Genomic DNA, 20,238 nt, shown 5'->3' on the forward strand with positions numbered 1-20,238 from the left:
GTTCTTGGTTAGAATGAGCGTTAAGGATAGAGCAATTGTTGGAGCTCTTTTTAATGTTTTTTTTACATTAAAAAAGCGACTTGCGAAAGCCTGACCCGAAGCTAAGTGTAGGGTAACGCCCTATAAATTATCGCTAGCATACCATTCTGCAAAGCTACTGTCTGTTTCTTGAAGTCTTAAGGAATGCAAGGCAATGTGGCTTGGTAAATAGGTTTTTATTTTTGCAGCAAAGTCTATAACCATCATCTCGCTGGTTGGCTGATAGTCTACTAAAATTACGTTATGATCGCGTTTTTCTAGTTCTCTAGCTAGTTCGATGTGTGGTGTGTTTTTATTAAAAACGGTGGCATGATCGAAAATATCGACAATTTCTCGAGTGACAATTTTTTTTAAATCGCCAAAATCTATAACCATACCGTACTTAACGTTGGTGTTATCTGTAATGGGTTTCCCGATAACGGTAACAAAAAGTTTGTAGCTGTGGCCGTGTACGTTTTTACACTTTCCGTCGTAGCCATAAAGGGCGTGCCCGGTTTCGAAAGTAAATTGTTTGGTAATTCGAATATTACTCATGGTTTGATTTTTTAACACTGCAAAGGTACCGAATTTGTAAAAGCAATTTGTTTTTAGATTACATTTGCGCACTTTTTATACGAAAAATGAGTTAAGTTTTTAAAATATAGAGAGTTAACTAAAATGAGAATATTCCTTTAATGACTGCTCTTTTTGAGGAGTTGGTTGTTGCTGAACATCCGTTATACGAGAAGATTATAGATGATCTTCTGAGTCAGCAATACAGTATTATTGATAATTTTTTTGATGAAAATGAAGTATCGCAACTTCGTGATTCTATACTTTTAAAATACGAAGAAGACGCTTTTAAGAAAGCTGCTATTGGTAATCGTGTAAATGAAACTGTAGCCAAAACAATTCGTGGAGACGTGATTATGTGGATTGACGAGCAAACAGCTAAGCCACCTGAGACTTTATTTTTTAATAAGATAAACGCATTGGTTGCGTACTTAAACAGAACGTGTTTTTTAGGGATTTTACATAAGGAGTTTCATTATGCTGTTTACCCTGAAGGAACGTTTTATAAGCGCCATTTAGACACCTTTCAGAATGATGATAGACGAAAATTATCGTTTGTGTGTTATTTAAACAATGAAGTTTGGAAGCCTGAAAATGGTGGTGAATTGGCGATTTATACGAATGAAAATGGCGTTGAGGTAGAACAAAAAATTTATCCGTTTCCGGGACGTGTGGTTATTTTTGAAAGTCAGATTTTAGAGCACGAGGTAAAACCTGTAAAAACAAAACGTTTGAGTATTACGGGCTGGTTAAAAACGAGATAAACTATCTGCGTCTGCCTTTGTTACGATTGTATACATATATAATAACTAGTATTATAGCAAGTACAAGGAAGATGCCGTTACCGCTTAAGAAATTTAGTACATTCATGGGTTTTTATCTTGATTTTTTTTGTTGTAATAATACATAAGATAAGCTAAAAGTACTAAAACAAGAAACGGTATCATAGAGCCAATAAATACGCCAATTTCGTAGTTGGAATCTGGTGCGTTTTTTAATTTGTCTTCTATGTTTAGGTCTTGAATTAGCGCAATCATATGCTGTTTGTGTTTTAGGCTATAAATTTAGTCCTTTTTTTGAAAGGGGAACATTGTTTTAATGTAACAATGTGCTAATTTAGAAATATACCAATTTGAAGATTTAATAACAGCCTAGATTTTTTAGCTTGGCCTGTCTGAGCGTAGTCGAAGGTTTTTTTATGAATGAAAAAATGAACAAATATAACTTATAGATTTAACTATTGTATGTTCTTACTCTAATGAGATGCTGAAATAAATTCAGCATGACGACGAACTCTATTTGAAATAGAGTCTCCGATAGGCCATAAACAGTTTTGAAATATATTGTTAGAATTGATTTAAAGTGAGTTTATTTATGAACTAAAAACAACTGTCTAAATTTTATAATTAAAGGGATTCCACGAGCCGCCATCCAAAGTGTAAAAGCGATAAAAATAGCATAGAGTTTATAGTCGTAATAATCGAATATTAGCAAGGTTGGAATGAATACCAAGAACGTTGAGGTGAGAAGTACATTTCTTAAGTATTTCATTTTTCCTAAACCTTTAAACATCCCATCGAAAATAAAAGCCAGAGCACATAGTGGTTGCATGGCGAGTACAATCCAGAATACGCTATAAAAGGCATTTAAAACTTCGGGTTGTTTTGTAAATATGCGTCCGATAGGCTCGTAAAATAACCAGCCAATTCCTGCTAATATAAAGCCCGTTAATATACCTAAAACAATAAGTTTATTACTTAGTTTTATTAATAGATCGGGGCGTTTTGCACCAAATAATTTTCCTGAAAGAATATTTCCTGCGCTTGCAAAACCATCTATTAAGAAGGCGCCTAAAAACCAAATGTTAATGGCAATGGTGTATGCAGCTATGTAGTTTTTTCCGTAGCCTGTGGCATAAGAACTTGCAAAGTATAAAGCAGTATTTAAAGCTAGAGTTCTAATAAATAAATTGAGAATCATGAGTAAGAAATTCTTAATCTCTTTATTAAAAGGTAAGGTGAGTTTTAAAGGGATATCGGTTTTTTTGTATAAATAATAACCAGATAAAATGGCCATAATTAGTTGTGCAATTACACTAGCATAAGCGGCCCCTTTTATGTGCATAGCAGGTATGTAATTCTGTATACCGTAAACTAAAGCAAAATCTAGAACAATGTTTGAAACCGATCCAATAATTGCAATAATCATCGGGTAATAGGTGTTTTGTAATCCGCGAAAAGCTCCGAAAATAGCAAATGTAAAAAGTGTAAAAGGAAAGCCAAATACACGTATTTTATAATAGTCTTGCGTATATTCTAAAATGAGTCCTGAGGCATTATAAAGCTTAAAAATAGATTCTGCTAAAGGAAATGTGATTAGAATAATAAGTACACTTAATGACGTAATTAAAAATATAGCTTGAGCTGGAAGGTTTTTTACCTCGTCTAATTTATCTGCTCCAACAGATTGTGAAATGATTGATGAAATAGCACTTCGGCTTTGTCCAAGAACCCAAATTAACATAGATATAAATGTTCCTACAATACCAACAGCAGCCAAAGCTTCGGTAGGGTTTATATTTACATTTCCAATAATAGCTGTATCTGTAATGGAAAGTATAGGCTCACTAACGCCTGCGATAATAGCAGGAACAGCGAGTTTGTTAATATGTTTTAAAGAAATGGATGTATCCAAGAGGTGTGTTTTGTAATTTAGAAGTTACGAAGGTCGGATTTTTTGACTATATGTGATAAAAAAACGTAATTTTATAATGTCTTTTGAATTAGGTGTTAAAAGTGTTTTAATATAAAAATGGGGATGTAGCTCAGTTGGCTAGAGTGCTTGACTGGCAGTCAAGAGGTCGTGGGTTCGAGCCCCATCTTCTCCACTAGTGTTAATAGGGGTTTCAAGAGATTGAAGCCCTTTTTTGTTTTTTCATTTGCACGCGCTTTAAAATTTGTTTCATTTTTATTCATTTATTTTCTTAAAGTTTATAGTTGTAAGTTTTTTTCTTTAAAAAATGATTTTAGAGATTAAATTGTAAACTTTTGAATACGTTTATTCCAATTTTAAAAACTACAACTTGAATTAGATGTTAAATCTTTCTTTATACATTATTCTCACTAAAATCTTTAAAACACTAATTATTCTTTAAAATTGAAACAGTATAAATGTTAAAATTCCAAGTCTAATGATTTGACTTGATGTGTCTTCCTAATTTGATTTCGAATTTAAAAATGAAATCATATGGAAACTCATTCAGAAGTAATTACGTTATTAGAAGCGATTAGAAACATTTTATTGCACGACAAAAAAGGATTAAATGTAAATGATTTGGCTGTTTATACTGGATTGTCTAAAAGTAAGATCTACAAGCTTACACATTTAAAACAAATCCCAATGGGGAATAATCCGCATATACGCCAAAAGTTTTTCGATAAAGATGCCATTGATGAATGGCTGTTAGGTAACCCAGACTTGTCTGATGAATATCTAGAACAGCAATTCGATGAGTTGCTAAATAAGACTACATATTTTCCAAAACTTTAATTCTTAGGCCATGGTAGATACCAAAAAAAACACTTCCAACATTCAGGAGAATGAAAGAAGTGGTCTTCGAATTTCACATAAAGAAGATACGAAAATTACATCACATATTGATGTAATAGATCTGGAAAACGTTTTTAAAAAACGAATAAATGGAATAATTGCAATTTTGAAGAACATTGAAAAACACCAAACGAAGCCAGCAGTTGCTATGTTACAAGCACTTTTTGAATAAGCAGAGGCTACTAAAAAACCAATTATGGAACAGAAGGTTCGATTCGAAGAGAAACTGAAACGAAATGAAAATTAGCAATAGTTATGATTCCAATTTCAAATCAAAAACATAAATGCGCCCTATGCTGTTTTTACTTCACGTTTATCTATCAGAATACTATAAAAACAGCACAGGATCCAGTCGCAGATAAGTTATGGTGATTTGGGGGCTAAAATATTCCTATTTCAGGATAGTTATTCAGTAGCTGAGTTTTTACTGGTTTTCGTATTGCAGCCTTTGTGTCTGAGTAGCCCAAAATAGAACTTATGTTGAGTTTTTAATTAAGCTAAATAATGTTATAAAAAATTGAGTTTGAATTATAATCGGTTTTGATGAGTTCGATCCAATACATATGTATTATATTAGCACCTAATATTTATAGCTAATAATGATTGTTATGAGAAAGTATTTTACCGTTATCCTATTCTGTTTATGTGCCTCTTTCGCATATTCACAAAAGACAAAAGTAAAAACAGGAAGTGTGAAAAATTTGAAAGATATTAAAGAGTATACTGTCGTATTTGATTATGAAAATTTGGAAATTCCTAAATTCGATTCTGAAGAAGATTTTTTAGAAGAAAAAATGGCAAAAAGAGAAGCGAAGGAGGAAGGAGCAGGAGAGGTTTTTAAAGCATCTTGGTTTGCAGATAGGGAAGATCGTTATGAGCCTAAATTTATAGAATCTTTTAATAAAAGGTTTGATGAAGGTGAGATGAAAGTGGTTAAAGGCGAAGAGAAAAAATACACTATGTTAATAAAAACAACTTTAATGTATGCTGGTTATAATGTTGGTGCGTGGCGTCAAAATTCAAAAATAGAAGCTACAATCTCAGTCTTCGAAACAAGTAATCCTAGTAATGTTTTATATTCTGCAGATTTTACTAAAATAGAAGGAAATGGAGCTATGGGGTATGATTTTAATTCTGGATATCGTATTTCTGAAGCTTATGCGAAGTTAGCAAAAGTATATGCTAAACAAATAAATAAGGTATTGTAAAAAAATATTTACCCTCTAGATTTATCTAAATAAACTTAGAGGGTGAATTTTTTTTTTATTTTGTTTCCATATCTATAACATGCGCTACTGTCTTAACTAATCTATTATGGTTTTTTACGAAGGGATTGGTTTCGTCCCAAACATATCCTGCGAGAACAGAACATATTTGTTCCTTTATTTTTGGGTTTTCAGGTCTATGAAAAAATAATTTTTGAAGATTTCCTGTGTACCATTCTTTAACATAGGTTGCAAAAACATCTACTCCATTCTTTATGTAATCAGAATATTCAATTTCCCAGTTTACAGTTTCACCTTTTAGTTCTTTTGTAATTAGTTTAGCGGCAAGTAAAGCCGATTCTGTTGCAAACGTTACACCTGAAGAAAATACTGGGTCCAAAAATTCTGCACTATTACCGGTTAGAGCATAGCCTTTACCATAGAGTTGTTTTACAGATTTAGAATAATTTTTTATTTCAATAGGGTTAAATAAGAATTCTAAGTTTTCAAATCTTCCTTTAAAATAATCTGATAATTTAATCATTTCACGTAGTTTTTCAGTGGAAGTTCCTGAAAAAGATTCCATAAATTCTGTTGCTCCTACAAAACCAATACTTGTATTTCCATTAGAAAAAGGAATAACCCAAAACCATGTACGTGTATCAATTACATCAAAGGTAATTCGTGTTCCTTCTCTGTCTTCAGGACGTCTAATGTCTTTTATGTGTGTAAATATTGAAGATTGATTAACTATATCTGACGTTTTTTCTAAGTCTAAAATTCTAGGTAAGACACGTCCATAACCACTTGAATCAATAACATATTTAGCAGATATATTGTAAATTGAGTTGTCTTTGTTTTTAATAGATGTTATTGAAGATCCATCTTTGTTAAAAACAACATCAATTACCTCTTGTTCAAAAGTAAGATCTACGCCGTTATTTATAAGTTCGTTTGTAAGTACGTTGTCAAAATGTTCACGTGGTACTTGCCAAGTCCAATTCCATCCTTTAGTGTGCTTTTTGCTGAAATCAAAATCACAAATCACATTGTTTTTTATAAATCTAGCACCGTCTTTTACTTCGTAATTCTGTGATTTCAAACAATCTAATAAACCAACTTCTTCAAAATGATCCATGCATCTAGGTAGTAAGCTTTCTCCAATTACAAATCTTGGAAATTTATTTTTTTCAACTATTTTTACGGAATATCCCTTGTTTTTAAGGTAAGAAGCTGCGACACAGCCAGATGGTCCTGCTCCGATAATTAGTATATCTATATTTTTATCATGCATGTTCTTAGTAGAATAAAAGAATTAATTATTTTAAATTTGTACTCTAAAATAACTAGTTATATTTAATTGTTAAATATAATAATTTCAAAAATTTCGAATACAATATTGATGTTAAAACTAAATGGGAACTTAGGGATTAAAGAATTTTATGAAATTTTATTTAAAGGTCAGATTATAGATATTGATGAGCAGGCTTATCAAAAAATAGAAGAGAGTTTTAGTTTTTTAAAAGATTTTTCAGAAAATAAAACCATATACGGTGTTAATACGGGATTTGGCCCGATGGCGCAATATAAAATAGCCGATTCAGACCGTGTAAAATTACAGTATAATTTAATTAGAAGTCATGCGTCTGGTACTGGTGGGATTTTACCTGCCCGATATGTTAAAGCAGCAATGCTAGCTAGATTAAATACGCTTTCTTTAGGAAATTCTGGTGTACACAAATCTGTGATTGAATTAATGAAAGCTTTAATAAATAGAGATATTATTCCTTTAATTTATGAACATGGAGGTGTAGGAGCAAGTGGAGATTTGGTTCAGTTAGCGCATTTAGCCCTTGTTTTAATAGGAGAAGGAGAGGTGTTTTATAAAGGCGAATTAAAGCCTACACAGGATGTTTTTAAAACAGAAAATTTAAAACCAATCTCGGTTGTTTTAAGAGAAGGTCTGGCTTTAATGAACGGAACATCTGTAATGACGGGTATAGGAGTTGTAAATACAATAAATGCAAGACGATTATTAAATTTGAGTGTTTTGTGTGCTTCTGCAATTAATGAAATTGTTGAAACTTACGACGATCATTTTTCTTCTCAGTTAAATGAGGCTAAAAAACATAAAGGACAACAGGAGATTGCTAAACAAATGAGAGCGCATTTAAGTGATAGCAAACTAACAAGAAAACGTGAAGATTTTTTATATAGTAAAAATCTAGATGTTACTGTTTTTGAAGATAAAGTTCAAGAGTATTATTCCATTCGTTGTGTGCCTCAAATATTAGGACCTGTTTTAGATACATTAAATAACGCGGAAAATGTTTTAGTTAATGAAGTAAATTCTGCAAACGATAATCCTATTATTAGTGTAGAAGACCAGCAAGTATATCATGGAGGAAATTTTCATGGCGATTATGTGTCTTTAGAGATGGATAAGTTAAAACTTGTAGTGACTAAGATGAGTATGCTTGCAGAACGTCAGCTTAATTATTTATTAAATCCTAACCTTAATAATATATTACCTGCGTTTGTTAATCTTGGAATTTTAGGTTTAAACTTTGGTATGCAAGGTGTGCAATTTACAGCAACTTCAACTACTGCAGAAAATCAAATGTTATCAAACCCAATGTATGTGCATAGTATACCTAATAATAATGACAATCAAGATGTGGTTAGTATGGGAACAAATGCAGCTGTAATTACAAAAAAGGTTGTTGAAAATGCTTACGAAGTAATGGCTATAGAGATAATTACTTTAATACAAGCAATTGAATATTTAAAGATACAAGATAAAGTGTCTTCTAAAACTAAAAGAATGTACGATGCTATTAGAAAAATAGTTCCTGCTTTTACAGAAGATATTATTATGTATCCTTACGTAAACGAGGTAAAAGCATCTCTAATGAATCATGAAAATAGCATAGATTAACAAAATGGTATTTTTAAAATAAACAAAATAAAAGCAATACTTAAATGAGCGAGAAAAACGAAAAAGACAAATGCGCTTTAATAACAGGTGGCTCTAGAGGTATAGGAAGATCTATTTGTATACAATTAGCAAAAGATTCAGATTATCATATTTTAATTAATTACCAAAGTAACAAAGAAGCTGCATTAGATACGTTAGAGGCTGTTAAAGAAGCGGGTGGGACAGGAGAATTATTACCCTTTAATGTTGTAAATATAGAAGAGGTACAAACGTCTTTAGATGCATGGCAAGAAAATAATAAAAATTCAATTATTGAAGTCATAGTAAACAATGCAGGAATTACAAAAGATGGTTTATTTATGTGGATGAAACCTGAAGATTGGAATGCTGTTGTTAATACAAGTCTTAATGGTTTCTTTAATGTTACAAATCATTTAATTCAGAAACTATTGGTTAATAAATATGGTAGAATCATTAATTTGGTTTCTTTGTCTGGTTTAAAAGGGACGCCAGGACAGACTAACTATTCTGCAGCAAAAGGAGCAGTAATAGGAGCAACTAAAGCACTGGCGCAAGAAATAGCTAAACGTAATATTACGGTAAATGCTGTTGCACCGGGTTTTATTAAAACAGACATGACAGGAGCGCTAGATGAAAAAGAATTAAAAAAAATGATACCTGTAAATCGTTTTGGAGAGGCAAAAGAAGTTGCACATTTAGTTTCTTTTTTAGCATCAAGAAAAGCGTCTTATATTACAGGTGAAGTCATTAATATAAATGGTGGAATTTACTCCTAAATAGATTGAATATGAGAAGAGTTGTTATAACAGGTATGGGAATTTATTCCTGTATAGGACAAAATTTAGAAGAAGTAAAAAAATCATTATATAACGGAGATTCAGGAATTGTTTTTGATGATAAGAGAGTGTCTTATGGGTACAGGTCCTGTTTAACAGGTATGGTAGATACTCCAAATTTAAAAAAACAACTTAGCAGAAGACAGCGTATCAGTTTAGGGGAAGAAGGAGCATATGCATATATGGCAACTATAGAAGCTCTTGAGAATGCTAAAATGACGCAGGAGTATTTAGATGCGAATGAAGTAGGTATTCTTTATGGAAATGATAGTACTGCAAAATCTGTAATTGAATCTGTAGATATTATAAGAGATAAGAAAGATACAACTTTAGTTGGTTCAGGTTCTATTTTTAAAGGAATGAATTCAACTATCACCATGAATCTTTCAACAATATTTAAGCTGAAAGGAATTAATTTTACTATTAGTGCAGCTTGTGCTAGTGGATCTCATGCTATTGGTATGGCTTATCAGCTTATAAAAAGTGAACTTCAAGATTGTATAATTTGTGGCGGAGCTCAAGAAATTAATGAACTTGCTATGGGGAGTTTTGATGGTTTAGGAGTGTTTTCTGCTAATAGAGAGAATCCTGGTAAAGCTTCTAGACCGTTCGATAAAGATAGAGATGGATTAGTGCCAAGTGGAGGAGGAGCAACTTTAATAGTAGAAAGTTACGAGTCTGCAATTAAACGAGGAGCGCCTATTTTAGCAGAAATTATTGGTTATGGATTTTCTTCTAATGGAGAACATATTTCTACTCCAAATGTAGATGGGCCAGCTCGTGCTATGAAAAAAGCAATTCAGCAAGCAAATATTTCTACAGGAAGTATAGATTATGTCAATGCTCACGCAACATCAACACTTGTTGGAGATTCTAATGAAGCTAAAGCTATTTTTGATGTTTTTGGTGAAAATGGTCCGTGTGTAAGTTCTACAAAATCTATGACAGGGCACGAATGTTGGATGGCTGGAGCAAGTGAGGTTATTTATTCTATGATCATGATGCAAAATTCATTTATTGCTCCCAATATAAACTTAGAAAATCCTGATGAAGATGCTGCTAAATTAAATTTAGTAAGTAAAACATTAGATAAAAAAATTGATGTATTTTTGTCAAATTCTTTTGGATTTGGAGGAACAAATTCAGCATTAATTATAAAAAAATTGTAAACAGAGATGGAAAAAGAAGTTATTATTGAAAAAATAAACAACTTTCTTGTTGATGAGTTTGAAGTTGAGTCTGAGAATATAACCCCTGAAGCTAATTTAAAAGAAGCTTTGGAATTAGATAGTTTAGATTTTGTAGATTTAGTAGTTGCAATTGAATCAAGTTTTGGTGTGAAATTAGTAGGGGAAGATTTTGTAGGCGTATTAACTCTTCAAGATTTTTACGATCTTATTGAAAATAAATTTCAATAAAATTGAATGGCTACGGAATGGCAAGGAAAGTCTAGAGGCTCAGTATTAGGGTATAAAATATTTGTATTTTGTATTAAAAACCTCGGTTTACACACGGCTTATTTTGTGTTAGTTTTTGTAGCTTTATATTTTTGTTTTTTTGCAAAAGACAGTACGAGGTCGATTTATTGCTACTTTAGGAAACGACGTCAGTATTCCAAATTAAAAAGCCTTATTAGCATCTATAAAAGCTATTTTGTTTTTGGACAAACAATTATAGATAAAATAGCTATTTCTTCAGGGCTTAGAAATAAATTTACTTATGATTTTGATGGGATTGATCAGCTTGATACTGTTTTAAAGTCTAAAAAAGGAGGTATATTAATTAGTGCACATGTTGGTAATTTTGAAATTGCCGAATACTTTTTAAATGAATTAGAAGAAGCTGTCACTATTAGTTTATTGACTACCGATTCTGAACATGGAGACATTAAAGCCTATTTAGAAAGTGTTACTCATAAATCTAAAATTAAATTTATAATCATTCAAGACGATTTATCACATATCTTTGAAATAAACGCAGCATTATCTCGAAATGAAATAATATGCATTACCGGAGATCGTTATGTGAAATCTTCAAAATCGTTATCACATAATTTATTAGGCAAAGAAACCTTTTTTCCTGCGGGCCCTTTCTTGTTAGGGTCACGATTAAAAGTTCCAGTGATTTTTGTTTATGTGATGAAAGAAACCACAAAACATTATCACCTCTATGCTAGAACAGCTAAAGTAAAACAACGCGACCAAGTGGCTTTACTAGAAACATATACCGAAAGTTTAGAATGGATACTGAATAAATATCCATTACAATGGTTTAATTATTTTGATTTTTGGAACGATTTAAACGATAAACATTAGCATGAACCTGCTTAAAGAACCTATAACCGATCAAAATATAATTTTAAAATTAATACCACAACGCACTCCAATTATTATGGTAGATACTTTGTTGTTTTTTAATGAATCTAAAGTAGTTTCTGGATTAACAGTTTTAAAAGATAATATGTTCGTGCAAAATGGTTATTTTACAGAACCAGGACTTATTGAACATATGGCTCAAACTGTTGCGCTTTATACTGGTTATCATTTTTATATAAAAAACATACCAGCACCAGAAGGTTATATAGGTGCTATAAAAGGAGTTACCATAAATAAAATACCGAAGGTTAACGAGCAATTAGAAACCGAAGTTGAAATTTTACAAGAAATTATGGGAGTTACCTTAGTCAAAGGAACAACAAAATTAAATGGAGAAGTGATTGTAACGGCCCAGATGAAAACAGTTTTAAAAAAGTAAGCCTAAATGAAGTCAAGAAAAAAAGATATTACTTCAGAAACCAATTTAAAAGTATCTCACAATATTAGAGTTCGCTTTAATGAAACGGATGCTTTAGGGATTGTTTGGCATGGCTATTATTTAAATTATTTTGAAGATGGGCGAGAAGCTTTTGGTAGAATACATGGTATAGGTTATTTAGAGTCTAAAGCTAAAGGTTATGTTTCCCCTATAGTTAAATCGAGTTGCGAGCATAAATTACCATTACGTTATGGAGATCTTGTAACTGTAGAAACTACTTATATAAATACACCTGCAGCAAAAATAATTTTTAGATATAAAATTTTAAATACAGAAGGAAAAACGGTTTGTACAGGAGAAACTGTTCAGGTCTTTGTAGATGATAATAATAATTTATCACTTACAATTCCTCTTTTTTTTAAAGCATGGAAAACTAAAAATAATCTTTTATAAGTTAATATGAAAGACGTTTTTATCTCTGCAGATACAATTATTTCCCCGCTAGGATTTACTTCAGAAACTAATGTTTCTGAAATAACTCAAGATCACTCAGGAATTACTTTACATAACAATATTGCTACTTCGCCTTGTTATGCTTCAATTATAGATAATAGAAAGTTAGATAAAGCATTTAGTAAATTTGGTAATGCTAAGGCATATACTAAACTAGAGAAAATGATGATTTTGTCGTTACAAAACACCATTTTTAAAGCTACATTTTCAATTTCAGACAAAACTGTTTTAATTATTGCAACTACAAAAGGTAATATAGATGCTTTAAATAATGATTTTGATGCTGAGCGTGCTTACTTGCCTGTTTTAGCAGGTAAAATAAAAGAGTTTTTTAGTTTTAAAACAGAACCTATTATTGTATCTAATGCATGTGTTTCTGGTGTTTTAGCCATTGCTGTTGCTAAACGATTTATTCAAAATGAATATTATGATAATGCTTTTGTTGTTGGCGGCGATATTGTTTCAGAATTTACGATATCTGGTTTTCAATCGTTTCAAGCAATAAGTGAAATACCTTGTAAACCGTTTTCAAAAGATAGATCTGGAATTAGTATTGGTGAAGCAGCTGCTTCTGTAGCTATTTCAAATATAAACACAGAAAAAGAAGCCATTCAAATTATAGGAGACGGAAGTTGTAATGATGCCAATCATATCTCAGGACCTTCAAGAACTGGTGAAGGCTTATATTTAAGTATACTTTCTGCTTTAAAAGAAGCAAAATTAGAACCTCAAAATATAGATTATGTTTCTGCTCATGGAACAGCTACAGCTTTTAATGACGAGATGGAAGCTATCGCTTTTAATCGTGCAAAATTAGAACATGTGCCTTTAAATAGTTTAAAAGGGTATTACGGACATACGTTAGGCGCATCAGGATTATTAGAAACCATTATTGGAATGCATTCAATAAAAAATAATAGACTTTACAGTTCATTAGGATTTGATGAATTAGGTGTTTCTATGCCTTTAAACATCATTAAAAACATAACCAAAACGAAGGTTAATACCTTTTTAAAAACGTCATCTGGTTTTGGTGGTTGCAATACAGCTGTGCTTTTTAAAAAAGTAAATTTATGAGAAATAGAATAAATACAGAAGAACAAAAGAAACCATTAAGAGCTATTGATGCTATACAAGAAGCACAAAAAATAGCATTTGCACCATTTGTATTTCAAACAACTGTTTCTCTTAAAAAGTTAGGTGTTCTTGATTTTATTTTTGATAATGACAAAGATGGAGGTGTAACAATTCATCAAATTTCAAAAGAATTATCACTTAGCGATTATGGTATTGGTGTTTTGTTAGAAATTGCTGAAAGTTCTGAAATTGTAAGTAAAAATATAGGCGATAAATACCAACTAACTAAGATTGGTTATTTTCTTAATTATAATAAAACGGTTAATATAAATTTAAACTTTACACAAGATGTTTGCTATAAAGGCTTATTTCATTTAAATGAATCTATAAAAAACGGAAAACCAGAAGGGTTAAAAGAACTTGGTAATTGGAAAACAATATATGAAGGTTTGTCAGAGCTAAATCCTAAAGCACAGAATTCTTGGTTCGAATTTGATCATCTTTATTCAGATGAAGTTTTTGAAGAAGCTCTAAAAGTTGTTTTTACCAAGCAACCAAAAGTAATTTTTGATATTGGTGGTAATACAGGAAAATTTGCAATAAGTTCTTGCGAGTATAATGAGAATGTTCATGTAAAAATAATAGACTTACCAGGACAACTAAACATGGCGCTTTTAAATACTAAAGAACATGCTTTTGAAAATAGAATTTCGGTTTATGAAATAGATTGGTTAAAAGAAAATCCTGAAATTCCTAATGGTGCAGATACCATCTGGATGAGTCAGTTTTTAGATTGTTTTGATAAAGAAGAGATTTTAAAAATACTTAAAACCTGTGTTAAATCTATGGGAGAGCAAACAGAATTGCTTATCATGGAAACATTTACAGACAGACAACGTTTTGATAATGCTAAATTTGTTCTAGAAGCAACTTCCCTTTATTTTACAGCTTTAGCGAACGGAAACAGTAAAATGTACAAGTCTAAAGAACTTATAGAATTAATAGAAACTGCAGGATTGTATATTACAGACGATATAAATGTTGGTGAATACCATACCATATTAGTTTGTAAAAAAAGTAAAAACTATTGAGTAAAAAACTAAACATACTAAGCTATTGCAAAATTAAGGACGATAAAATATCTTTAAATGGTAAGGTTATTTACCAAGACCATTCCAACGATTTAAAGTCTTTTTTTAAAAACTGTTATAAAAATTTAGGAATAGAATATTCTAAGTTTTTTAAAATGGACAACTTATCTAAATTAGGATTTTTAGCTTCAGAAATTCTTTTTAAAGACCTAAATCTAGATTCTAGTATTAAAGGAAATGTAGGCATTGTACTTTCAAATAAATCGGCAAGTTTAGATACCGACAGAAAGTATCAAGAAACCATTAATGATAAAGATAACTATTTTCCGAGTCCTGCTGTATTTGTTTATACCTTAGCCAATATTATGATTGGAGAAATTAGCATTAGACATCAAATTAAAGGTGAAAATGCTTTCTTTGTTTCAGAAAAATTTAATGAAACACTTTTAGAACAATATGCTTCAAGTTTAATTCAAAATGAAAAAAGCAGTCATGTTTTATGTGGTTGGGTAGATGTAGATAATGACAAATATGATGCTTTTATGTACCTTGTCACAGAAGAGGAATCACAGAATTATTCAAAAGAAATTATTAAAAAATTATATAAAGAAAATTAATGGACGCGTTAAAAAAAGAACTTAAAGAAAGTATTATTGAGCAATTAAACCTAGAAGATTTTAGTGTTGATGATATTGCTGACGATGATGCTTTATTTGGAGATGGTTTAGGATTAGACTCCATAGATGCTCTAGAACTTATTGTAATGCTAGATAAAGATTATGGCATAAAATTAACCGATCCAAACGAAGGTAAAGCTGTATTTGTTTCTGTTGAAGTTTTAGCTAAATACATTACAGAACACCGTACTAAATAATATGTCGCAAAATCGTGTTGCTATAACCGGAATGGGAATTATGTCTTCTATAGGAAACTCTGTAGAAGAGAATTTGCACGCACTTTTAAATAATAAAAAAGGCATTGCACCTATTGTAAATATTGAAACACGACATAAAAATGAAATTAAGGTTGGTGAAATTTTACAAACAAATGAAGAACTTTCTAAAATGCTTAATTTACCAGAAGAGCATAATTATTCTAGGACTGCTTTATTAGGTTGTATTGCTGCTAAACAAGCCGTAAAACAAGCCAATATTAGAGATATTGAAGCCTTTAAAACTGGTTTAATATCATCTACAAGTGTTGGCGGTATGGATTTGACAGAAAAACATTTTCAAAATTACAACGCAGAAAGCAGACGGTTAATTAATAGCCATCATGCGGTAGATAGCACCGAAAAAATCGCTGAACTTTTAGGAATTACAGATTTCACTTCAACCACTAGCACCGCGTGTTCATCAGCGGCAAATGCTATAATGCTAGGTGCTAGATTAATAAAATCTGGGCAGCTAGACCGCGTTATTGTTGGCGGAACAGATGGTTTAGCAAAATTTACCATCAACGGATTTAAAACACTAATGATTCTATCGGATACCGATTGTACGCCTTTCGATGCGAACAGAAAAGGTTTAAATTTAGGGGAAGCAGCGGCGTATTTAGTATTAGAATCTGATGCTGTTGTAAAACAAGAAAACAAAACCGTTTTAGGCTATTTAGCAGGTTATGGTAATGCTAATGATGCTTTTCATCAAACGGCTTCGTCTGAAAACGGTGAAGGTGCTTTTTTAGCAATGACTAAAGCTCTAAAAATTGCAGAAATAAAACCCGAAGACGTTAATTATATTAATGCACACGGAACGGCAACACCTAATAACGATTTATCTGAAGGTAAAGCCATGAAACGTATTTACGGAGATTTTGTTCCCGACTTCAGTTCTACAAAAGCTTTTACAGGACATACGCTAGCTGCAGCAGGTGCCATTGAAGCTGTTTATTCTGTTTTAGCACTTCAAAATAATGTAATGTTTCCGAATCTAAATTTTAAAACTGCGATTCCGGAGCTTGATCTAATTCCTGTTACCAAAGTCACTAAAAAATCCTTAAACTACGTACTTTCTAATTCTTTTGGATTTGGTGGTAATTGTTCAACACTTATATTTTCTAAAAACTAATGAAACCTTGTTATATAAATAGTGCGGTTTCAATTTCTGCACAAGACACTTTAAATGATTCTAGCTTTTTAGAAAATACAATTTCTTTTGAAGGGAAGTTAGCTAAAGCTATTCATCCTAATTATAAAAAATTCATAAGCCCAATTGCTAGTAGGCGAATGGCAACTGCTGTAAAAATGGGAGTTGCAGCAGCAAAAAAAGCATTAGAGTTAGCTGAATTAGAAATACCCGACGCTATTATTACAGGAACAGGAATTGGTTGTATAGAAGATTCTGAAAAATTCTTAAATACCATACTCGATAACGACGAACAGTTTTTAACACCAACATCATTTATTCAATCTACACATAATACAGTTGGTGCTCAAATTGCATTAACTTTAAATTGCAAAGGTTATAATGTAACCTATGTACAAGGTGCTGCTTCTTTTGAATCTGCTGTTATAGATGCTCAATTAATGTTTCATGAAAATGTAGCAAACACAATTTTAGTTGGAGGCACAGACGAATTAGGTAAATTTCTTATTAACGACATTATTCTTGCAGAAGCAGCAGAAGAACAACCCATACTAACACCTTTTGGAGAAGGTGCTCACTTTTTTACCCTATCATCTTTAAAGCAAAATAACAGTTTCTGTGTTCTTAAAGGGCTTAAGATTTTTAATAAAGCCACAACAGAAACTATTCAAACTAAAGTAGAAGCTTTCTTAAAAGAAAATCATTTAATACCTGAAGATATTGATGCTATAATCCTCGGGAAAAACGGAGATGCTTTTGATATTTTATATCAATCACTTCAAGATTCTATATTTAAAGATACACCACAACTACATTACAAACATCTTTGTGGTGAGTTTTTTACAGCTTCGGCATTTGGCTTTTGGGCAGCAACAATCATTATTAAGCAACAATATATCCCTGATGCTTTAAAGCTTAATTCTATAGATAAATCTAGCTACAAAAATGTACTGCTTTACAACCAACTTAAAGGACAACAACATAGTTTTACCTTACTAAGCTCATGTTAAACTTCAAAAATATAAATGTTCTAACATTCATTCTTTTTCTTGGCTCACTACTATTTAGTCAGTTTTTCAACATATCTATTTCCTTTTTTATAGTTCTCTTTTTAGCATGGCTTACGCTAACAAGTATTGGTAGTTTTTATATCGGTTGGAACTATCATTTAAAAGCCTTCAATTCAAAAAAAAATCACACAAAAAATCAAGTTGCCATTACTTTTGATGATGGTCCAAATGCAGAATTTACGCCACAAATTCTAGAGTTACTAAAAGCACATCATGCAAAAGCTACTTTTTTCTGTATTGGTAAACATGCCGAACAACAGCCTGAATTGGTACAACAAATCATAAAAAAAGGTCACACTATTGGAAATCACACCTATACGCATTCCGATTTTTTTGATTTCTACAATAAACAAAATGTAATTGCTGAAATTAAAAACACGAATGAAATTATTTATTCGATTATAAATAAAAAAATGAAATTGTTTCGTCCACCATATGGCGTTACAAATCCCGCCATAACTAAAGCCCTAAAACACACCAAACACCATGTTATAGGCTGGAATATTCGGTCTTTAGATACGATAAAAAAAGACGAAGAAGATATCTTTAACCAAATTACTAAAAACATCAATCCTGGTGCTGTTATCTTATTGCACGATTCACAAGAAATCACAGTGCGAGTTTTGGAACAATTGTTGTTATTTTTGCAAGAGAACAATTATCAATCCGTAACAATAGACACCTTATTTAATATAGAAGCTTATGCGTAATATTTACTTTTTTCTTTTTTTAGGTATCGGAATTCAGATTGCTAGTGCTCAAAAGTCACTTACAACAGAAGAAATAAACACTTTTAAATCAGCGGTAGAAAAACTAGATAGCAATACCCAAACCATTGTTAGTGATTTTATACAATATAAGCATCTTAGCTTTTTAAGTAATGATGTTGAAACAAAAGGAAAGCTTGCTTTTAAAGTTCCTGGATTGGTAAAATGGGAATACACATCGCCTTATAAATACAGTGTTATTTTTAAAGATGACAAACTATTTATTGATGACGAAGGAGATAAGAGTAAAATTGACATTGGCTCTAACAAAATGTTTAAAGGTCTAAACAGCCTTATTACAAATAGTGTAAAAGGAAATATGTTTGATGACAATGCCTTTGAAATTTCTTATTTTAAAGTTGATGAATTTTATTTAGTGAAATTTATTCCAAAGGATGAAACCATGCTTCAATTCATTGCTAAATTCGAATTGAAGTTCGATATAAAGACAAGCGATGTTGTAGAGGTAAAAATGATTGAACCCTCAGAAGATTACACAAAAATTATTTTTAAGAATAAAACAAGAAACACAACTTTAGATGAAGCGGTTTTTAATAATTAATCTATTTATTCTTTGTCTTTTCTCCTCTTGTGCAATTTCTACAGTAAAAGGGCTTTCGGAATATGATGCTGAGGTTACAGAATTTTCAAATCCATATTTTTCAAATGCAGATATAGATTATGTGTATAAAACTAAAATCAAAGCTTATAATAATGATTTTGGTGGTATTTTAATTATCAAAAAAATTAAAGAAAACAATCATCGTATTGTGTTTACCACCAATTTTGGAAATAAAATATTTGATTTTAAATTGATTAATAATGAAATGAAAACACATTTTATTATGAAAGAATTAGATCGAAAAATTATAATTAACACGCTTAAAAGAGATTTTCAAACGTTAACTCAAGAGCACAATAAAATTAATAAAGCTTTTACTGATGATGAAGGACATCTTATTTTTCAATCTAAAGCAGAAAAACGATTTAATCATTACATAGTTAATCAGCAAACAAAGCAACTTACACAAATTACAAATACAAATCATTCAAAAGAAAAAGTTATCTTATCCTTTTCTAATATTAAAAAGTCTATTGCTGAAAACATTAACATTCAACATCTAACAGCTCCTATAGAAATTAATTTAAGCTATTTAAATTCACAAGAATAAACACTATATTACTTCTTGTTTATAAGATAATTTATCACATTTGCACTCCATTAATTTAATGGTTGAATGCAAAAAAAATATTTATTACTGAATATATAGTCTAACAATAAGCCCATGCTAATTAAGGATTTTTACACTAAATTAACAACTTCTATTGTTGATACAAACGCAATTCATGTTACTATTAACCTGAATAAAGATCACGATGTGTTTAACGGTCATTTTCCTGGAAATCCGGTAACACCTGGCGTTTGTATGGTTCAGATTATTAAAGAAATCACTCAAGATTATGTCAATACCCCTTTATTCTTACAGAATATTTCTAACATAAAATTCACAGCATTAATTAACCCAAATGTAAATGCAGAACTCATTTTAGAGCTTTCTATTATAGAAGAAAACGATACGGTTAAGATTAAAAATATCACTAAATTTACAGATGGTGCTGTTGCTTTAAAATGTAATGGTACATTTATAAAAACAAAGAATTAGTTTAATCTTACGCCT

Annotated in this window: 25 protein-coding genes and 1 tRNA gene; 22 read left to right on the top strand and 4 right to left on the bottom strand. The window is 31.1% G+C overall.

Going from position 1 to position 20,238, the window contains the following annotated elements; translation table 11 throughout:
• Nucleotides 1-120 precede the first annotated feature (120 nt).
• Nucleotides 121-573: a 6-carboxytetrahydropterin synthase gene (locus tag GQR95_RS05450; RefSeq protein WP_159022201.1), complete on the bottom strand. Its 453-nt coding sequence runs from the start codon at nt 571-573 to the stop codon at nt 121-123.
• Nucleotides 574-713: 140 nt separating this feature from the next.
• On the opposite strand from GQR95_RS05450, the gene GQR95_RS05455 reads away from it, so the two are divergent.
• The gene (locus GQR95_RS05455; protein WP_159022202.1) at nt 714-1,355 is read left to right on the top strand and encodes a 2OG-Fe(II) oxygenase; all 642 of its coding nucleotides are present in this window, start codon (nt 714-716) and stop codon (nt 1,353-1,355) included.
• Nucleotides 1,356-1,457: 102 nt separating this feature from the next.
• Here the strand turns inward: GQR95_RS05455 and GQR95_RS16585 are convergent, their stop codons facing one another.
• Both GQR95_RS16585 and GQR95_RS05460 read right to left on the bottom strand, forming a co-directional pair.
• On the bottom strand, nt 1,458-1,628 hold the full coding sequence (locus GQR95_RS16585; RefSeq protein ID WP_199269642.1) for a hypothetical protein: 171 nt from the start codon (nt 1,626-1,628) through the stop codon (nt 1,458-1,460).
• A 331-nt stretch (nt 1,629-1,959) separates the two neighbouring features.
• Nucleotides 1,960-3,285 (bottom strand): MATE family efflux transporter, encoded by a 1,326-nt coding sequence (locus GQR95_RS05460; protein ID WP_159022203.1) that lies wholly within the window; start codon nt 3,283-3,285, stop codon nt 1,960-1,962.
• 119 nt (nt 3,286-3,404) lie between these two features.
• Between GQR95_RS05460 and GQR95_RS05465 the strand changes: the two genes are divergently transcribed.
• The 4 genes from GQR95_RS05465 (at nt 3,405) to GQR95_RS05480 (ending at nt 5,408) form a co-directional block, all read left to right on the top strand.
• Nucleotides 3,405-3,478, top strand: a tRNA-Ala gene (locus GQR95_RS05465).
• Between the two features lie 359 nt (nt 3,479-3,837).
• A complete protein-coding gene (locus tag GQR95_RS05470) occupies nt 3,838-4,140 on the top strand; it encodes an AlpA family transcriptional regulator (RefSeq protein ID WP_159022204.1) in 303 nt (100 codons plus the stop codon).
• Nucleotides 4,141-4,150: 10 nt separating this feature from the next.
• On the top strand, nt 4,151-4,372 hold the full coding sequence (locus GQR95_RS05475; RefSeq protein WP_159022205.1) for a BfmA/BtgA family mobilization protein: 222 nt from the start codon (nt 4,151-4,153) through the stop codon (nt 4,370-4,372).
• Nucleotides 4,373-4,892: 520 nt separating this feature from the next.
• Nucleotides 4,893-5,408, top strand: coding sequence for a hypothetical protein (locus GQR95_RS05480; protein ID WP_233266009.1), 516 nt, complete (start codon nt 4,893-4,895; stop codon nt 5,406-5,408).
• Between the two features lie 55 nt (nt 5,409-5,463).
• On the opposite strand, the gene GQR95_RS05485 is transcribed toward GQR95_RS05480, so the two are convergent.
• A complete protein-coding gene (locus GQR95_RS05485) occupies nt 5,464-6,699 on the bottom strand; it encodes an NAD(P)/FAD-dependent oxidoreductase (RefSeq protein ID WP_159022207.1) in 1,236 nt (411 codons plus the stop codon).
• A gap of 108 nt (nt 6,700-6,807) precedes the next feature.
• Here GQR95_RS05485 and hutH point away from each other — a divergent pair, with 108 nt between their 5' ends.
• The 17 genes from hutH to GQR95_RS05570 all read left to right on the top strand — a co-directional run bounded on the left by hutH (nt 6,808) and on the right by GQR95_RS05570 (nt 20,223).
• Nucleotides 6,808-8,343, top strand: a complete 1,536-nt coding sequence (hutH, locus tag GQR95_RS05490; protein ID WP_159022208.1) for a histidine ammonia-lyase — start codon at nt 6,808-6,810, stop codon at nt 8,341-8,343.
• 44 nt (nt 8,344-8,387) lie between these two features.
• Nucleotides 8,388-9,140 (top strand): 3-oxoacyl-ACP reductase FabG, encoded by a 753-nt coding sequence (gene fabG, locus GQR95_RS05495; protein WP_159022209.1) that lies wholly within the window; start codon nt 8,388-8,390, stop codon nt 9,138-9,140.
• A gap of 11 nt (nt 9,141-9,151) precedes the next feature.
• The gene (locus GQR95_RS05500) at nt 9,152-10,369 is read left to right on the top strand and encodes a beta-ketoacyl synthase (protein ID WP_199269643.1); all 1,218 of its coding nucleotides are present in this window, start codon (nt 9,152-9,154) and stop codon (nt 10,367-10,369) included.
• A 6-nt stretch (nt 10,370-10,375) separates the two neighbouring features.
• On the top strand, nt 10,376-10,618 hold the full coding sequence (locus GQR95_RS05505) for an acyl carrier protein (RefSeq protein ID WP_159022211.1): 243 nt from the start codon (nt 10,376-10,378) through the stop codon (nt 10,616-10,618).
• Nucleotides 10,619-10,624: 6 nt separating this feature from the next.
• Nucleotides 10,625-11,515, top strand: a complete 891-nt coding sequence (locus tag GQR95_RS05510) for a lipid A biosynthesis acyltransferase (protein WP_159022212.1) — start codon at nt 10,625-10,627, stop codon at nt 11,513-11,515.
• 1 nt (nt 11,516) lies between these two features.
• Nucleotides 11,517-11,954 (top strand): hypothetical protein, encoded by a 438-nt coding sequence (locus tag GQR95_RS05515; RefSeq protein ID WP_159022213.1) that lies wholly within the window; start codon nt 11,517-11,519, stop codon nt 11,952-11,954.
• A 6-nt stretch (nt 11,955-11,960) separates the two neighbouring features.
• A complete protein-coding gene (locus tag GQR95_RS05520) occupies nt 11,961-12,407 on the top strand; it encodes a thioesterase family protein (RefSeq protein WP_159022214.1) in 447 nt (148 codons plus the stop codon).
• Nucleotides 12,408-12,413: 6 nt separating this feature from the next.
• A complete protein-coding gene (locus GQR95_RS05525; RefSeq protein ID WP_159022215.1) occupies nt 12,414-13,544 on the top strand; it encodes a beta-ketoacyl synthase N-terminal-like domain-containing protein in 1,131 nt (376 codons plus the stop codon).
• Nucleotides 13,541-14,635 (top strand): methyltransferase, encoded by a 1,095-nt coding sequence (locus GQR95_RS05530; protein WP_159022216.1) that lies wholly within the window; start codon nt 13,541-13,543, stop codon nt 14,633-14,635. Before GQR95_RS05525 ends, GQR95_RS05530 begins: the two co-directional genes overlap by 4 nt.
• Nucleotides 14,632-15,252: a 3-oxoacyl-ACP synthase gene (locus tag GQR95_RS05535; protein ID WP_159022217.1), complete on the top strand. Its 621-nt coding sequence runs from the start codon at nt 14,632-14,634 to the stop codon at nt 15,250-15,252. Before GQR95_RS05530 ends, GQR95_RS05535 begins: the two co-directional genes overlap by 4 nt.
• Nucleotides 15,252-15,509, top strand: a complete 258-nt coding sequence (locus GQR95_RS05540; protein ID WP_159022218.1) for a phosphopantetheine-binding protein — start codon at nt 15,252-15,254, stop codon at nt 15,507-15,509. The genes GQR95_RS05535 and GQR95_RS05540 overlap by 1 nt, the downstream gene beginning before the upstream one ends.
• Nucleotide 15,510: 1 nt before the next feature.
• Nucleotides 15,511-16,704, top strand: coding sequence for a beta-ketoacyl synthase (locus tag GQR95_RS05545; protein ID WP_159022219.1), 1,194 nt, complete (start codon nt 15,511-15,513; stop codon nt 16,702-16,704).
• Nucleotides 16,704-17,732 (top strand): beta-ketoacyl synthase chain length factor, encoded by a 1,029-nt coding sequence (locus GQR95_RS05550; protein ID WP_159022220.1) that lies wholly within the window; start codon nt 16,704-16,706, stop codon nt 17,730-17,732. Before GQR95_RS05545 ends, GQR95_RS05550 begins: the two co-directional genes overlap by 1 nt.
• A complete protein-coding gene (locus GQR95_RS05555) occupies nt 17,726-18,502 on the top strand; it encodes a polysaccharide deacetylase family protein (protein WP_159022221.1) in 777 nt (258 codons plus the stop codon). Before GQR95_RS05550 ends, GQR95_RS05555 begins: the two co-directional genes overlap by 7 nt.
• Nucleotides 18,495-19,121, top strand: a complete 627-nt coding sequence (locus GQR95_RS05560) for an outer membrane lipoprotein carrier protein LolA (RefSeq protein WP_159022222.1) — start codon at nt 18,495-18,497, stop codon at nt 19,119-19,121. The genes GQR95_RS05555 and GQR95_RS05560 overlap by 8 nt, the downstream gene beginning before the upstream one ends.
• Nucleotides 19,099-19,731, top strand: a complete 633-nt coding sequence (locus GQR95_RS05565) for a hypothetical protein (protein ID WP_159022223.1) — start codon at nt 19,099-19,101, stop codon at nt 19,729-19,731. Before GQR95_RS05560 ends, GQR95_RS05565 begins: the two co-directional genes overlap by 23 nt.
• Before the next feature lie 114 nt (nt 19,732-19,845).
• Nucleotides 19,846-20,223 (top strand): 3-hydroxyacyl-ACP dehydratase, encoded by a 378-nt coding sequence (locus GQR95_RS05570; RefSeq protein ID WP_159022224.1) that lies wholly within the window; start codon nt 19,846-19,848, stop codon nt 20,221-20,223.
• Nucleotides 20,224-20,238 lie beyond the last annotated feature (15 nt).

Origin of the sequence: Formosa sp. L2A11, from assembly GCF_009796865.1 — a bacterium.
Lineage (GTDB): Bacteria > Bacteroidota > Bacteroidia > Flavobacteriales > Flavobacteriaceae > Formosa.

Coding starts and splice junctions, on each gene's coding strand:
- GQR95_RS05450 (WP_159022201.1), bottom strand. CDS start 573: ATGAGTAATATTCGAATTACCAAACAATTTACTTTCGAAACCGGGCAC.
- GQR95_RS05455 (WP_159022202.1), top strand. CDS start 714: ATGACTGCTCTTTTTGAGGAGTTGGTTGTTGCTGAACATCCGTTATAC.
- GQR95_RS16585 (WP_199269642.1), bottom strand. CDS start 1,628: ATGATTGCGCTAATTCAAGACCTAAACATAGAAGACAAATTAAAAAAC.
- GQR95_RS05470 (WP_159022204.1), top strand. CDS start 3,838: ATGGAAACTCATTCAGAAGTAATTACGTTATTAGAAGCGATTAGAAAC.
- GQR95_RS05475 (WP_159022205.1), top strand. CDS start 4,151: ATGGTAGATACCAAAAAAAACACTTCCAACATTCAGGAGAATGAAAGA.
- GQR95_RS05485 (WP_159022207.1), bottom strand. CDS start 6,699: ATGCATGATAAAAATATAGATATACTAATTATCGGAGCAGGACCATCT.
- hutH (WP_159022208.1), top strand. CDS start 6,808: ATGTTAAAACTAAATGGGAACTTAGGGATTAAAGAATTTTATGAAATT.
- fabG (WP_159022209.1), top strand. CDS start 8,388: ATGAGCGAGAAAAACGAAAAAGACAAATGCGCTTTAATAACAGGTGGC.
- GQR95_RS05500 (WP_199269643.1), top strand. CDS start 9,152: ATGAGAAGAGTTGTTATAACAGGTATGGGAATTTATTCCTGTATAGGA.
- GQR95_RS05505 (WP_159022211.1), top strand. CDS start 10,376: ATGGAAAAAGAAGTTATTATTGAAAAAATAAACAACTTTCTTGTTGAT.
- GQR95_RS05510 (WP_159022212.1), top strand. CDS start 10,625: ATGGCTACGGAATGGCAAGGAAAGTCTAGAGGCTCAGTATTAGGGTAT.
- GQR95_RS05515 (WP_159022213.1), top strand. CDS start 11,517: ATGAACCTGCTTAAAGAACCTATAACCGATCAAAATATAATTTTAAAA.
- GQR95_RS05520 (WP_159022214.1), top strand. CDS start 11,961: ATGAAGTCAAGAAAAAAAGATATTACTTCAGAAACCAATTTAAAAGTA.
- GQR95_RS05525 (WP_159022215.1), top strand. CDS start 12,414: ATGAAAGACGTTTTTATCTCTGCAGATACAATTATTTCCCCGCTAGGA.
- GQR95_RS05530 (WP_159022216.1), top strand. CDS start 13,541: ATGAGAAATAGAATAAATACAGAAGAACAAAAGAAACCATTAAGAGCT.
- GQR95_RS05540 (WP_159022218.1), top strand. CDS start 15,252: ATGGACGCGTTAAAAAAAGAACTTAAAGAAAGTATTATTGAGCAATTA.
- GQR95_RS05545 (WP_159022219.1), top strand. CDS start 15,511: ATGTCGCAAAATCGTGTTGCTATAACCGGAATGGGAATTATGTCTTCT.
- GQR95_RS05550 (WP_159022220.1), top strand. CDS start 16,704: ATGAAACCTTGTTATATAAATAGTGCGGTTTCAATTTCTGCACAAGAC.
- GQR95_RS05555 (WP_159022221.1), top strand. CDS start 17,726: ATGTTAAACTTCAAAAATATAAATGTTCTAACATTCATTCTTTTTCTT.
- GQR95_RS05560 (WP_159022222.1), top strand. CDS start 18,495: ATGCGTAATATTTACTTTTTTCTTTTTTTAGGTATCGGAATTCAGATT.
- GQR95_RS05565 (WP_159022223.1), top strand. CDS start 19,099: ATGAAGCGGTTTTTAATAATTAATCTATTTATTCTTTGTCTTTTCTCC.
- GQR95_RS05570 (WP_159022224.1), top strand. CDS start 19,846: ATGCTAATTAAGGATTTTTACACTAAATTAACAACTTCTATTGTTGAT.